Origin of the sequence: Streptomyces sp. NPDC051214, from assembly GCF_040682375.1 — a bacterium.
GTDB lineage: Bacteria > Actinomycetota > Actinomycetes > Streptomycetales > Streptomycetaceae > Streptomyces.
Genome location: NZ_JBFBAT010000015.1, coordinates 185499 through 198674 on the forward strand (window position 1 = coordinate 185499; position 13176 = coordinate 198674).

Annotated in this window: 14 protein-coding genes and 2 pseudogenes; 10 read left to right on the plus strand and 6 right to left on the minus strand. The window is 69.0% G+C overall.

What is annotated here, in order from left to right:
- The first annotated feature begins 4 nt into the window (after nucleotides 1-4).
- From AB0M70_RS33810 to AB0M70_RS33845, 8 genes and pseudogenes are all read left to right on the plus strand, one after another.
- Complete coding sequence (locus tag AB0M70_RS33810) at nucleotides 5-811, plus strand: type III pantothenate kinase (protein ID WP_363210616.1); 807 nt, start codon at nucleotides 5-7, stop codon at nucleotides 809-811.
- Nucleotides 812-951: 140 nt separating this feature from the next.
- Nucleotides 952-1293: a hypothetical protein gene (locus AB0M70_RS33815; protein WP_365826132.1), complete on the plus strand. Its 342-nt coding sequence runs from the start codon at nucleotides 952-954 to the stop codon at nucleotides 1291-1293.
- A gap of 75 nt (nucleotides 1294-1368) precedes the next feature.
- Nucleotides 1369-2010, plus strand: coding sequence for a hypothetical protein (locus AB0M70_RS33820; RefSeq protein WP_365826134.1), 642 nt, complete (start codon nucleotides 1369-1371; stop codon nucleotides 2008-2010).
- 13 nt (nucleotides 2011-2023) lie between these two features.
- Complete coding sequence (locus AB0M70_RS33825) at nucleotides 2024-2194, plus strand: hypothetical protein (RefSeq protein ID WP_363210619.1); 171 nt, start codon at nucleotides 2024-2026, stop codon at nucleotides 2192-2194.
- A gap of 153 nt (nucleotides 2195-2347) precedes the next feature.
- Nucleotides 2348-2698 (plus strand): annotated as a pseudogene (locus AB0M70_RS33830) (BlaI/MecI/CopY family transcriptional regulator); the annotation flags it as partial.
- Nucleotides 2699-2742: 44 nt separating this feature from the next.
- Nucleotides 2743-2877: pseudogene (locus AB0M70_RS33835) on the plus strand (hypothetical protein); the annotation flags it as partial.
- A complete protein-coding gene (locus tag AB0M70_RS33840) occupies nucleotides 2858-3391 on the plus strand; it encodes an amino-acid N-acetyltransferase (RefSeq protein ID WP_363210621.1) in 534 nt (177 codons plus the stop codon). The pseudogene AB0M70_RS33835 and the gene AB0M70_RS33840, both read left to right, overlap by 20 nt.
- Nucleotides 3392-3614: 223 nt before the next feature.
- Nucleotides 3615-3953 carry an Lsr2 family protein gene (locus tag AB0M70_RS33845; protein ID WP_363210622.1) on the plus strand — a complete coding sequence of 113 codons (339 nt, stop codon included), beginning with the start codon at nucleotides 3615-3617 and terminating at the stop codon, nucleotides 3951-3953.
- On the opposite strand, the gene AB0M70_RS33850 is transcribed toward AB0M70_RS33845, so the two are convergent.
- Entirely contained in the window at nucleotides 3932-4525 is a 594-nt protein-coding gene (locus AB0M70_RS33850; RefSeq protein WP_365826137.1) for an SCO3374 family protein, read from the minus strand. The two genes, AB0M70_RS33845 and AB0M70_RS33850, sit on opposite strands and share 22 nt — an antisense overlap.
- 441 nt (nucleotides 4526-4966) lie before the next feature.
- On the opposite strand from AB0M70_RS33850, the gene AB0M70_RS33855 reads away from it, so the two are divergent.
- Nucleotides 4967-7492, plus strand: a complete 2526-nt coding sequence (locus AB0M70_RS33855; RefSeq protein WP_344524723.1) for an ATP-dependent Clp protease ATP-binding subunit — start codon at nucleotides 4967-4969, stop codon at nucleotides 7490-7492.
- Between the two features lie 159 nt (nucleotides 7493-7651).
- Here AB0M70_RS33855 and AB0M70_RS33860 read toward each other — a convergent pair whose 3' ends face one another.
- Together AB0M70_RS33860 and AB0M70_RS33865 are read right to left on the minus strand one after the other, a co-directional pair.
- A complete protein-coding gene (locus AB0M70_RS33860) occupies nucleotides 7652-10216 on the minus strand; it encodes an NACHT domain-containing protein (RefSeq protein ID WP_365826140.1) in 2565 nt (854 codons plus the stop codon).
- 235 nt (nucleotides 10217-10451) lie between these two features.
- A complete protein-coding gene (locus tag AB0M70_RS33865) occupies nucleotides 10452-10886 on the minus strand; it encodes a PPOX class F420-dependent oxidoreductase (RefSeq protein WP_365826142.1) in 435 nt (144 codons plus the stop codon).
- A gap of 215 nt (nucleotides 10887-11101) precedes the next feature.
- On the opposite strand from AB0M70_RS33865, the gene AB0M70_RS33870 reads away from it, so the two are divergent.
- The gene (locus tag AB0M70_RS33870) at nucleotides 11102-11815 is read left to right on the plus strand and encodes a DUF4232 domain-containing protein (RefSeq protein ID WP_365826144.1); all 714 of its coding nucleotides are present in this window, start codon (nucleotides 11102-11104) and stop codon (nucleotides 11813-11815) included.
- On the opposite strand, the gene AB0M70_RS33875 is transcribed toward AB0M70_RS33870, so the two are convergent.
- The 3 genes from AB0M70_RS33875 to AB0M70_RS33885 are packed head-to-tail and all read right to left on the minus strand — an operon-like array spanning nucleotide 11769 to nucleotide 13043.
- Nucleotides 11769-11966 carry a DUF397 domain-containing protein gene (locus AB0M70_RS33875; RefSeq protein ID WP_365826146.1) on the minus strand — a complete coding sequence of 66 codons (198 nt, stop codon included), beginning with the start codon at nucleotides 11964-11966 and terminating at the stop codon, nucleotides 11769-11771. The genes AB0M70_RS33870 and AB0M70_RS33875 overlap by 47 nt on opposite strands.
- The gene (locus AB0M70_RS33880; protein ID WP_365826148.1) at nucleotides 11963-12154 is read right to left on the minus strand and encodes a DUF397 domain-containing protein; all 192 of its coding nucleotides are present in this window, start codon (nucleotides 12152-12154) and stop codon (nucleotides 11963-11965) included. The genes AB0M70_RS33875 and AB0M70_RS33880 overlap by 4 nt, the downstream gene beginning before the upstream one ends.
- Nucleotides 12147-13043 (minus strand): helix-turn-helix transcriptional regulator, encoded by an 897-nt coding sequence (locus tag AB0M70_RS33885; RefSeq protein WP_365826150.1) that lies wholly within the window; start codon nucleotides 13041-13043, stop codon nucleotides 12147-12149. Before AB0M70_RS33885 ends, AB0M70_RS33880 begins: the two co-directional genes overlap by 8 nt.
- Nucleotides 13044-13176 lie beyond the last annotated feature (133 nt).

A 13176-nucleotide genomic window follows, 5' to 3' on the forward strand; every position in this document is an offset into this window, starting at 1 on the left:
CGACATGCTGCTGACCATCGACGTCGGAAACACGCACACCGTCCTCGGCCTCTTCGACGGCGAGGAGATCGTCGAGCACTGGCGCATCTCCACCGAGGCCCGCCGCACCGCCGACGAACTCGCCGTCCTGCTCAACGGCCTGATGGGCATGCACCCGCTGCTCGGCGACGAGCTGGGCGACGGCATCGACGGCATCGCCATCTGTTCGACCGTCCCCTCCGTCCTGCACGAGCTGCGCGAGGTCACCAGGCGGTACTACGGAGACGTGCCCGCCGTCCTGGTGGAGCCCGGCATCAAGACCGGCGTGCCGATCCTGATGGACAACCCCAAGGAGGTCGGCGCCGACCGCATCATCAACGCGGTCGCGGCGGTCGAGCTCTACGGAGGCCCCGCCATCGTCGTCGACTTCGGCACGGCGACGACGTTCGACGCGGTCTCCGCGCGCGGGGAGTACACCGGAGGCGTCATCGCCCCCGGCATCGAGATCTCCGTGGAGGCCCTCGGCGTACGGGGCGCCCAGCTCCGCAAGATCGAGCTGGCCAGGCCGCGCAGCGTCATCGGCAAGAACACCGTGGAGGCCATGCAGTCGGGCATCCTGTACGGCTTCGCGGGCCAGGTCGACGGCGTCGTGCAGCGCATGGCCCGCGAACTGGCGGGTCCGGGCGGCGACCCGGACGACGTGACGGTCATCGCGACCGGCGGCCTCGCGCCCATGGTGCTCGGCGAGGCCACGGTCATCGACGAGCACGAGCCGTGGCTGACCCTCATCGGCCTCCGCCTGGTCTACGAGCGGAACGTGTCCCGGAGTTGACGTCCCGCCGTTGAGCCCCGCCGGAGCCGTCGGCTCATAACCGGCGGCTCATAAGCGGGGCTTGCGCACACAACCCTGCGCCCCATACAAGAGTCTGCGCAGGGACGGGACTTGAGCAGGTTCGAGCGGGCGTGGAGCAAATGGGGCGTAGGGGAAGACTGGCCGCGGCAGTGGCGGCCGGGGTGCTGGCCGGCCTCGCCGGTCCCGCCGCGGCGGCGCACACGGCCACCGGGTTCGACGAGGGGCGCCCCGCGTACGCGGTGAGCGTCTCGGCGCCGACGGCCTCACCCTCCACGACCTCCAGCACCGCGCCTTCGGGGGTGACCCCCACCTCCACCACGTCACCGGACACCCGCGAAGTCCCTGACGGCAAGATGGCCGACACCGGCGCGAACGTCCTGCCCTGGATAGCCGCCGCCGCGGCCGGCGCCCTCGGGGTCGGCGCGGTCGCCTTCGCGATGATCCGCCGCCGCTCGGACTAGACACGCGAGCGGGCAGAGCCACGCCACATATTGGCGTTAAGCGGATTTTGTCCACTTTGCACGTATTGTCAGGCCATGCCCACGCCATACGGATCTCGCGGCGGCATGGCCTTCGGTGCGGAGGAACTGCGTGTGCTCCGCCGCGCTCTGGCCCTCGCCCTGCATCCCAGCCCCGTCTCCGACGAGGACGTCAAGGACTGCCTACGCCTAGCCGACGCCGTGGACGAGGCGGTGAGCGAGGGTGCCAGGCTCCGCGCCTTCCTGCTGGCCGACCTCGCCCGCTACCGGACGGCCCTGCCCGGCACCGCCACCGGCTACCTCGCACTCCTCGAGGACGTCCTCTCCACCGGCTACCAGCCCGGCGCCGACGATCTCGCCGCGCTGCGCGCCCTGCGCGGCAACCCGGTGGCCGCCGCCCTCCTCGACCGCTGCCGGACCGTCGCCGAACAGGCCGTACGCGCCCGTCTCGCCGGCCGGTCCCATGCGGGCGTCCCGGCGCCCCGCCCCCTCGTCCCCGCCTCGCGCACGCGCCTGCTCGCCCTCCCCGGCGGCCGGAGCGAGGCCGGTGACCGGGCGGCGCCCAAGCCCAAGACGCCGAGCTCCCCGCCGGCGAAACCGGCCGCCCCGGAGCCGCCACGCCCCGTGCCGACCCCGGCCGAGGTCTTCCCTCCCAAGCGCCGCCCGACGGACCCGCCGCACCAGCTCGCCGCGGGCTAGCTACTCTGGGGGCATGGAATACGTCTCCGCGCTCCTGCCCCCCGTAGTGATGGCCGTGTTCTTCGGCGGTCTCATCGTGACGATCGTGAAGACCCAGGGCGGCGCCAACAAGGCCAAGGAGGACGCGGCCGTCGACGCCGTGATCTCCAGCGCCGAGGGCGCCCGGCAGACCCCCAAGGCCTGACGTCTCCGATCTCCGGTGACCTGAGGTCACCACTCGCGCACTCTTGGCGTACGACTCGCTCACATTCCGAGTCGTACGCCCTTTTTGTTGGGGAAATGGCGCCTCCGCCACGTCCGTCACGTCATTAGTGACATCTCCCACTATTGTTCTCGTGTGCCTCGCCCCTTGGGAGAACTCGAAGACTCAGTCATGACACGGGTGTGGAAGTGGAACCGCCCCGTGACCGTTCGAGAAGTCCTGGAAGACCTTCAGCAGGAACGGTCCATCGCGTACACCACCGTCATGACCGTTTTGGACAATCTTCATCAGAAGGGCTGGGTGCGCCGTGAAGCGGAAGGCCGTGCCTATCGATATGAGGCGGTCTCCACTCGGGCCGCCTACGCCGCCGCACTGATGAACGAAGCGTGGTCGCAGAGCGACAACCCCGCGGCCGCTCTCGTCGCGTTCTTCGGGATGATGTCGGCACAACAGCGCGAAGCGCTGAGTGACGCGATGCGGATCCTGGGCCCGATCTCGCAGCCCTCGATCTCCGAAGCACCGATCTCCGAAGCACCGATCTCCGAAGCACCGATCTCAGAAGCACCGATCTCTCAAGGCCCCGCCACTCAAGCCCCGCAGAACCCCGGCGAGGCGGAGCCCGAAGCAGAGCGATAGCGTCCGGTCATGCCAGCAGAACCCCCTGAACTCAGCGCTAAAGCAGTCTCCGTACGCCGGGCGCGCACAGCCGATGTGCCGGTCGTACGCAACCTCCTGGACTCCTACGCCCGTCAGGGGATCCTGCTCGACAAAGCGACGGTCGCCCTTTACGAGTCCATCCAGGAGTTCTGGGTGGCGGAACGCGACGACAACGCCGAGGTCGTCGCCTGCGGTGCACTGCACGTGATGTGGGAAGACCTCGCGGAAGTGCGCACTCTCGCCGTGAACCCCGACGTCAAGGGCGTCGGAGTGGGGCATCAGGTGTTGGGGAAGTTGCTGCAGACCGCTCGCTGGCTCGGTGTCCGCAGGGTTTTCTGTCTCACCTTCGAAGTCGACTTCTTCGCGAAGCACGGCTTCGTGGAGATCGGTGAGACACCTGTCGACGGAGATGTCTACAGCGAGCTGCTGCGTTCCAAAGACGAGGGCGTCGCGGAGTTCCTGGGCCTCGAACGAGTGAAACCGAACACCTTGGGCAACAGCCGGATGCTTCTGCATCTGTGATCGTCGCCGGTATTCCGGGCTGCCTGCTGCCCCGGTTCCCTATGTCCGAAACGCGCATGTTTCCTGGGTTCTCGGGGTCCCCGGTCTCTCCCGGGGGTTTGTGTTTTCCCAGCAAAAGCGGTTTGCTTTCCGACGTACTGCAGTACTGCATATAACAGGGGGCGGCGATTCTGCGGCTCGCGCCGTGCGATCCGGCCCTAAGTTATCGATGAAAGGAAATCCGGTGGCACAGAAGGTTCAGGTCCTTCTTGTCGATGACCTCGACGGTGGCGAGGCAGACGAGACCGTGACGTTTGCGCTGGACGGCAAGTCGTACGAGATCGACCTCACCACGTCGAACGCGGACAAGCTCCGCGGTCTTCTTGAGCCTTACCTCAAGGGTGGTCGTCGCACCGGTGGCCGTGGTTCGGCCGGGCGCTCCAAGGCCCGCGCCTCCGCCACGAGCGGCGGTCAGGACACCGCGGCGATCCGCGCCTGGGCCAAGGACAACGGCTTCGAGGTCAACGACCGCGGCCGCGTCCCCGCGTCCATCCGCGAGGCCTACGAGAAGGCCAACGGCTGACGACGGGTTCGTCGCAGCCGGACCCGGTGGCATTGCGTCGCCGCCGTGTCCACGAGTCGTACGAGACCGGAGCCCACGGCGGGGTCGCTGTGAGGCATGGCGCCACCCCCCACGCAGGACAGGGACGGCAATGCCGGCAGCGTCGGCTCCACCTCGCACCCGGGCTCCGGGGGTCGCAGCCACACGGCGGCCCCCTGCGTGCCGGACCACCCCGGAGGCGTGGGCGCGTCGATCCGTCCGCCCGCACCGACGGCCGTGAGGTCCAGGGGAATGCCGCCCCACTCCAGCCAGTCCAGGAGCCCCGGCAGCTCGTCGGCGCTTCCCGCGGCCACGAAGAGCCGCATCGATTCTCCTCGCAGGGCCACCGGCGCCTTCGGCCCGAGGTGCCTCAGCGCGGCGAAGCCGGCCTCGGCGGGCAGCTGCAGTACGTCGAAGCGGAGCCCCGTCAGGAGCTGCACCGGCAGCCCCGGACGGCGCTCGTCCGTCGCCCAGCCGAGCTCGTTCGCGTACCACTGCCGCACCGGGTCGCTCTGCTCGACCGGTACACGGGGCTGGGGAACGGTGAAGGCCATGCATGGAGCAACCGGCCGGAAGCGTCTCGGGTTACGCAGAGTGCCCGCGTGATTGCTCTCGGTGCCCGGAAAGAGGGCGTAAAAGCGTGTTCGGCCGCGCAAGGGTGTTCGCCCGTAGCGGAGGGAACCGGCGCGCGCCGCATGGAGTGTCAGTCCTTACGGGTAAGACATCCCTAGTGGGGAGGGGCGACACACGCGCGAGGCCGTCTCACGTTCGCCATCGGCGTAGTGGTGGTGAGGGTAAGTGCTTGGCCTGCGGGAACATCGTCTCGCACCATCGGGTTGGAGCAGTTGTCGGCGTTCGGGGTCAGGAGGCACCTCTTGTTCTCGGCCGGGTGTCGGCAGTTGGAATGAGCGGTCCCCGCTTGCGGGACTAAGCTGCGGAAGGACAGGGAGGGGACAGCCCCCTTACTGCCTGACCGCTCTGAGGAGCGATTAACGATGTTCGAGAGGTTCACCGACCGCGCGCGGCGGGTTGTCGTCCTGGCTCAGGAAGAAGCCCGGATGCTCAACCACAACTACATCGGCACCGAGCACATCCTCCTGGGCTTGATCCACGAGGGCGAGGGTGTCGCCGCTAAGGCCCTGGAGAGCCTCGGGATTTCGCTCGAGGCGGTCCGCCAGCAGGTGGAGGAGATCATCGGTCAGGGCCAGCAGGCCCCGTCCGGCCACATCCCCTTCACCCCCCGTGCCAAGAAGGTCCTGGAGCTTTCGCTCCGCGAGGCCCTTCAGCTGGGCCACAACTACATCGGCACGGAGCACATCCTGCTCGGCCTGATCCGCGAGGGCGAGGGCGTCGCCGCCCAGGTCCTCGTGAAGCTCGGCGCCGATCTCAACCGGGTGCGGCAGCAGGTCATCCAGCTGCTCTCCGGATACCAGGGCAAGGAGACCGCCACCGCCGGCGGTCCTGCGGAGGGCACGCCTTCCACGTCCCTGGTGCTCGACCAGTTCGGCCGGAACCTCACCCAGGCCGCTCGTGAGTCCAAGCTCGACCCGGTCATCGGGCGCGAGAAGGAGATCGAGCGGGTCATGCAGGTGCTGTCCCGCCGTACGAAGAACAACCCCGTGCTCATCGGCGAGCCCGGCGTCGGCAAGACCGCCGTCGTCGAGGGCCTGGCGCAGGCCATCGTCAAGGGCGAGGTGCCCGAGACGCTGAAGGACAAGCACCTCTACACGCTTGACCTCGGCGCGCTGGTCGCCGGCTCCCGCTACCGCGGTGACTTCGAGGAGCGCCTGAAGAAGGTCCTCAAGGAGATCCGCACCCGCGGCGACATCATCCTGTTCATCGACGAGCTCCACACCCTGGTGGGTGCCGGCGCCGCCGAGGGCGCGATCGACGCCGCGAGCATCCTCAAGCCGATGCTGGCGCGAGGCGAGCTGCAGACCATCGGTGCCACGACGCTGGACGAGTACCGCAAGCACCTGGAGAAGGACGCGGCCCTCGAGCGCCGCTTCCAGCCCATCCAGGTCGCGGAGCCGTCCCTGCCGCACACCATCGAGATCCTCAAGGGTCTGCGCGACCGTTACGAGGCCCACCACCGGGTCTCCATCACGGACGAGGCGCTGGTCCAGGCCGCCACCCTGGCCGACCGGTACATCTCGGACCGCTTCCTGCCGGACAAGGCGATCGACCTGATCGACGAGGCCGGTTCCCGGATGCGCATCCGCCGGATGACCGCGCCGCCGGACCTCCGCGAGTTCGACGAGAAGATCGCGGGCGTGCGTCGCGACAAGGAGTCGGCCATCGACTCCCAGGACTTCGAGAAGGCGGCCTCTCTCCGCGACAAGGAGAAGCAGCTGCTCGCGGCGAAGGCCAAGCGCGAGAAGGAATGGAAGGCCGGCGACATGGACGTCGTCGCCGAGGTCGACGGCGAGCTCATCGCCGAGGTCCTGGCCACGGCCACCGGCATTCCGGTCTTCAAGTTGACCGAGGAGGAGTCCTCGCGTCTGCTGCGCATGGAGGACGAGCTCCACAAGCGGGTCATCGGCCAGAAGGACGCCATCAAGGCGCTTTCGCAGGCGATTCGTCGTACGCGAGCGGGTCTGAAGGACCCGAAGCGTCCCGGTGGCTCGTTCATCTTCGCCGGCCCGTCCGGTGTCGGTAAGACGGAGCTTTCCAAGACGCTCGCCGAATTCCTCTTCGGTGACGAGGACGCCCTGATCTCCCTCGACATGTCGGAGTTCAGCGAGAAGCACACGGTCTCGCGTCTCTTCGGTTCGCCGCCCGGATATGTCGGTTACGAAGAGGGCGGTCAGCTGACGGAGAAGGTCCGTCGCAAGCCGTTCTCGGTCGTGCTGTTCGACGAGGTCGAGAAGGCGCACCCGGATATCTTCAACTCGCTGTTGCAGATCCTGGAGGACGGTCGTCTGACCGACTCGCAGGGCCGGGTCGTGGACTTCAAGAACACGGTCATCATCATGACGACCAACCTCGGCACGCGTGACATCTCCAAGGGCTTCAACCTCGGATTCGCCGCGTCGGGTGACGTCAAGACGAACTACGAGCGCATGAAGACCAAGGTCAACGACGAGCTGAAGCAGCACTTCCGCCCGGAGTTCCTGAACCGTGTCGACGACACGGTGGTCTTCCACCAGCTCACCGAGGAAGACATCATCCAGATCGTCGACCTCATGATCGCCAAGGTGGACGAGCGTCTCAAGGACCGCGACATGGGCATCGAGCTCAGCGGTGACGCGAAGAAGCTTCTGGCCAAGAAGGGTTACGACCCCGTCATGGGCGCCCGGCCGCTGCGCCGGACGATCCAGCGCGAGGTCGAGGACATCCTGTCGGAGAAGATCCTCTTCGGCGAGCTCCGCCCCGGCCACATCGTGGTCGTCGGCACGGAGGGTGAGGGCGAGGAAGCCAAGTTCACCTTCCGCGGCGAGGAGAAGGCGGCGCTTCCGGATGTGCCGCCGATCGAGCAGGCGGCTGGTGGCGCCGGGCCCAACCTGAGCAAGGAGGCGTAGCCCTCCGGGCTCGCCGTCACACTGGCTCACTGGGGCTGCCCCGGACCGTTTTCCACGGTCCGGGGCAGCCCCTTTTGCTTTGACCTTTGACCTTTGGCCGCGGGTGCTTCGTGGCTTGTCGCGCAGTTCCCCGCGCCCCTGGCGGGGCGCACCCCCCGGTTATGAAGTGATCGTGACGCCCTCCGGGACGTTGCGTACGCGGCGCAGGCGTGGGTTCACCCGGAGCACGCTCAGGTTGGGGAAGCGGGCGAGCCAGGACATGTCCGTGTCGGCCAGCTCAGCGGTGATCCACAAGTGGGTCAGCTGGTCGTGCTCCAGGCCGTCCAGGAGTTCCTCGGTGCGCATCACGCCCACCACCTGGATCCACGGCCGGCCGCCCAGCTCCCGTAGCGCCGCGAGTTCGGCCGTGTCGGACACCGGGAAGTACAGGCCGAGCGGATCGAGGTGGGCGATGATCTCGCGTGCGTACCGCTCCGTGTCGAAGTGCCGCCACGGGCGGACCAGCTCGGCCCGGATGGACAGGGCCGAGCGGTGGCGCATACGGGCGAGGTAGTCGATGGCGGCGTCGTCCTGGACGCGGGTGGCCGTGATCGCCAGGAGCAGCGCCTGCTGGTCGCTCGGCACCTGCTCGGGGTCCGGCAGCTGCTCCAGGACGATGGGGCCGACCCAGCCGAGGCTGCGGGCGGCCAGTTCCGTGGTGGGGCGCACCAGGTGCTTCGTACGGTCGTGGACGAGCTGCTGCACCTGCGGGTCGAGCTCGGTGACGTGCTCCAGGCAGGCCGCGGCCATCAGGCGCCGGTGGTTCACGTGCGGGCGGCGCAGGTTCGGGGCGGCGGCCAGGAGCCGCTCGAGGAAGTCGGCGCACTCCTCGGGGCGAGCGTGGGCGGCGGCCATGCGGATGACCTCCTCCCACTCGGCGCGGTGCGCGTGCTCGACGAGGGTGCGGAACTGGCCGCGGGCCACTATCTCCTTCGCGGCGAGGTAGTCCTGGAAGGTGCGGTGGATGAAGTCGACCGAGAGGCCGGCCTGTTCGCGCAGCAGGCCCGTGCGATGCAGGAGGTGCCGGAAGATCTTCTCGCCGTCGCCCTCGGCGCGTGCGGACGGGATGGCGGGCAGCGCGCCGTCCAGGATCGCGACCACGCGCTCGCGCGGCAGCTCCGAGACGCCCTCCTCCACCATCGCGTGGGCCAGCTTGCGCAGGAGCAGCTCCCGGGGACCCTGCTGGAGCCGCACATCATCGGCGTACAAGACATCGCGCTCGGGGTCGCGGCGCTGCAGGAGCATCTCCAGGGCCGCGTCGTACAGCTCCTTGCGCCCCTTGGGGAGCGAGCCGGAGCGGTCGCGGTTCAGGGCGCAGATCAAACCGCACATCAGGGGGTTCGTGGCGAGCTGGCGCAGCTCGCGGTAGATGCGGACGGAGTGCAGAAGCCGCTGTTCGTACTCCCTGAGCTTGTCGCGCTCCGACTGCTCCTTGCACTGGTCGTCGCTCATCGCGGCGGCGTGCCAGTCGTGGATGAAATGGGTGACCTGGTCGCGGGACATCGGCGCGAGGGAGAGTTCCTTGAAGCCCTCCTCGGCGAGGCGTTCCTGGGCGAGCCAGCCGTCCTCGACGGCGGAGGGGCGGGACGTCACCAGGCAGCCGTTGCCGGAGAAGATGCGAAGGAGGCGGCGCAGTTGGTTGCGCAGCTCGCCGCGGGTGGCCTCCGGGGCCTCGTCGATCCCGTCGACCAGGAGCATGGCGCGGCCGGCGAGGAGGGTGCGCACGACCCATCCCTCGGGTGCCTGGTCGGCCAGTGGGTGGCTGATGGCGTGCAGGAAGTCGTCCGGGGCGGGGAAGCCCTCGCGGGCGAAGCGGCGTACGGGCAGGACGAAGGGCACGCGGGTGCCCTCGCGCGACGCGGCCACGGCGAGCCACTGGACGAGGGTCGTCTTGCCCGAGCCCGCGACACCGCGCAGCAGGACCCGCTCGTGCCCCTCCAGCGCCCGGTCGGCGAGCAGCACGGTGCGCGGCTCGCCCGGTACGCCGCTGCCGCTGCTTTCCTCGGCCTCCAGGCTGAGGTAGGTGTCCTCCAGGGGCCAGCGGTCCGGCGCGTTGGAGAGGTCCACGCCGACGATGGTGAGCCAGCCGTGCTGGCGTACGACCTCTTCGGCGTACGCGGCCTCGAAGTCGCGGTCCTCCTGCGAGCGTTCGGGCTGGCGGGCGGCGGCCTCCGCGTCGTTCAGGTCGATGAGCTGGCGGATGCGGCTGGCCCGCTCGGCCATGTCCCGCTGGATGTGCGGGGAGCGGCGGACGAAGTGGTACAGGAGATGCAGGCACACGGCCACGAGCAGCTCGTCGTGGAACGACGCGGCGCCGGGGGACAGCGCGCGGTCCGCGCCCTGTACGGCGCCCCTCAGACGCCGCGCGTAGTCCTGCGGGCCGAGGCGCACGGCGTCCACGTCGGTGAGGTCGAGCTCGCCGACCGCGAGGAGGGTGCGCGTCAACACATCGATGACGGAGCCGAGTTCGGCCGTCGGGGCGGGTCGTGCCTCGGCGGCGAGGTGGACGAAGTCCGCGGCGGTGCGGTGTACGTCGTCCGGGGTCGCGGGGGCGTCGGCGCCGCGCCAGGTGGTGAGGGCGGCGATCAGGCCGGGCGCGGCGGGCGGCTGTGGCGGGGGCGTGCGGATGAGCCGTTGTACGAGGGGTGCTGCGAGCGTCGAGGGGATGCGGACAACGGGCTCCATGGACATAGGGGGTCCCTGCGGGTGGGATTTCGTGTGTCGTGGAGGGCCAAGGGTAGGTCAACTGGGGGGTGGGGGAGGGGGCTTGGGGGGTGTTGGAGGGGGCGGCTGCAGGAAAATCCCACCGGGGACGGCGAGGCGTCACGGTCGGTGGGATTTTCCTGCAAGGCGTACGCCGATGGGACGGGCGACGGGCGGCGGGCGACGGGCGTGCGCCTGGGGGTAGGCGAGGCGAGACTCAGTCGAGCTTCGTGCCGTACACCTTCTCGACCGTCAACGTGATCAGCACCCGGCGGTCGGCGACCATGACGCGGCGGTACTCGTCCCAGTCCGGGTGCTCACCGGCGGCGGCACGGTAGTAGTCGACAAGGGCCTGCACCTCAGGGCCTTGGGGGTCGGTCCCGGGCCCGATGAGGGTGGCGTCGCCCTCGGCCGTGGCCCAGGCGCGGCCGTCGGCGCTGGTCACCTCCAGCGCGGCGCGGGGGTCGCGGCGCAGGTTCGCGAACTTCGCGGTCTTCGCGGTCGTCGAGATGCGGATGACGCCCGCGGAGCGGTCGTACGACGGCATCACGGGCGAGAGCTGGGGCCGCCCGTCGGCCTTGATGGTCGCCAGCACGCCGAGGCTGGCGCCGCTGAGCAGGGCGTGCGGATCAAAGGGTGCGTCAGTCGTCATGTGGGGCCAACCCGGGCGTGGGGGTGGGGTATTCCGTGGCGGCGGGCACGGGGAGGCCCGGGGCGTTACAGCGACTTTCCGACGCCTTTTCGCAGCTCAGCAGGGTTCGTTAGGCGGATGTTAGTCGGGTGGGAGTTCGGCATTAGTGGGCTCGACCAGAGTCGGTCTTGTTCCCGAGGAGGGGACGCCACCTACTACCTACGGGGGATCCCGCCATGCGTTCCAACACCACCACCGCCGCTCGTCGCCGCACGCTCCGCATCGCCGCCGCGGCCCTGACCGTCGCCGCGAGTCTCTCGCTCACGGCCTGCAACGGCGACGACGTCACGGGGCAGGGTGACCCGTCGGCCGCCTCCAGCTCGTCCTCCACGGGCGGCTCCGGTTCGGGCGGTGGCTCCGGTTCGGACGGTGGTGCGGAGCAGGGCGGCGGGAAGGAGTCGGCCGGCAAGGAGTCCGGCGGGCAGGGCACCGCGGCCGGGAGCGGCGCGGGCAACGTCGAGCGGGCCGAGAAGTGCCGTACGGATGACCTCGACATCTCGGCGACGGACAGCACCATCGACGGTGACGACAAGGGTTCGGTCGCGGTGGCGTTCGCGAACCCCGGTGACCGGGCCTGCCTGCTCTCCGGGTTCGCGGGCGTCGACCTGAAGACCAACGCGGGGAACCTGTCCGCCACGCGCGAGGGCAAGCCCGCCGAGGAGATGCTCCTCACGGACGGGGAGTCGGTGTCCTTCACGGTCAGCTACCCGATGAACGACACGGGCGGCTCCGGTGTCCGTGTCACGGGCCTCGTGGTGACCCCGCCCGGTGAGACGAAGTCGTACTCCCTTGAGTGGCCGGGCGCCGCCACGCTGCCGGTCAGCGATGGCACGGGCTCCTCGGTCAAGGTCGGCCCGATCGGCAGCGCGGGCCAGGGTGGCGCGCAGTAATCCTGCCGGTGGCCTCGGCCACCGGCTCCCTGGCGGGTACCTCCGCTCCCGCCAGTACCGGCGCCGCCGGTTCGCGGGTGGCGGCCACGTAGACGCAGTTGGGGCCTGCCGCCTCGCTGAAGGTGGACTTCTGCCAGCGGAGTTCGCTCACGGGCGGGTCTTGGTGAGGGTGCGTATCAGGGCGGCGAGGGCCTCGGGTGTTGTGCTGAGGATTGCCTCCGGGGTGTCGCTCTCCCGGAGGTGGATGGTGGCGGTCGGTTCGCGGGTGGCGGCCACGTAGACGCAATTGTCTCCACCCCCCTCGCTGAAAGTGGACTTTTGCCAGACGAGTTCAGTCATGGTGAATCTCCTGGTGGGTGTAGAGCAGATGTTGGATCAGGCCGCAGGAGTCCCGGTGCTCACGGGAGTCGGTGGGCACGGCCGGTGGGAGAGCGTTGTGGCACAGGTCGGCGAACGTGGTCCGATAGCGCGCCAGGCTCTCCTCGTCGTCGAGGACGACTCGCGCCGCCGGGTGCTCCAAGAGGACCGTGCCAAGTTGCGCCACGACTGGTTCGACGTGCAGGAAAGGTGCGCTCAGCCAAGTCCCTGGTCCCGCTTCGAAGGGCAGGACTTGGAGAGTTACGTTGGGCATGGCCGCAGCACTCAGCAAGTGCGTCAATTGCTCGCGCATGACCCGAGCATCGCCGACGACCAGTCGGACGGCGGCTTCGTGGATGACGGTGTGCAGATGAGGCCCGGGTGGTTCGAGCACCGACTGTTGGCGGGCGAGTCGGAATGCCACCAGGTTCTCGATCTCATCGGGCCGCGCTGTCGGTCGGGAGCTTTGGAAGAGGGCCCGCATGTAGGCCTCCGTCTGGAGGAGGCCCGGCAGGACGAGGGTTTCGTAGCTGTGGATGTGGACTGCGCCGGACTCCAGTTCCGCCAGGTCCAGCGTGCGTTGGGGGAATGAGCGCCGGTACGCGGACCACCAGCCCTTGCCGTCGCTTTCCGCCAGCGAGGCCAGCGATGCGGCGTAGGGCTCAGATCTGACGCCGTAGGCGTACAACAGTGCGGTGAGACGGTCGGCCGCGATCGCTGTGCGGGCGGCTTCGATGTGACTCAGGTGAGGGGCGCCCATGCCGATCTGTGCACTGGCCGCGTTCACCGAAAGGTTCGCGGCTTCTCGCAGTCTGCGCAGTTCGGAGCCGAGACGCCGCTGCCGTTCCGTGATGTGCGTGCGCAGTGCCATGTGGACCTTCCCGGTGGTTGGGCCACAGTTTGCCGCTAACGCTCGGGGTGGGTCCATCAATCGCAGAGATCCTGTTGCAGATCTGAGCACCTGACCGCTACTTTAAGTGCGGCGGCGCTCACGCAGAGATGCC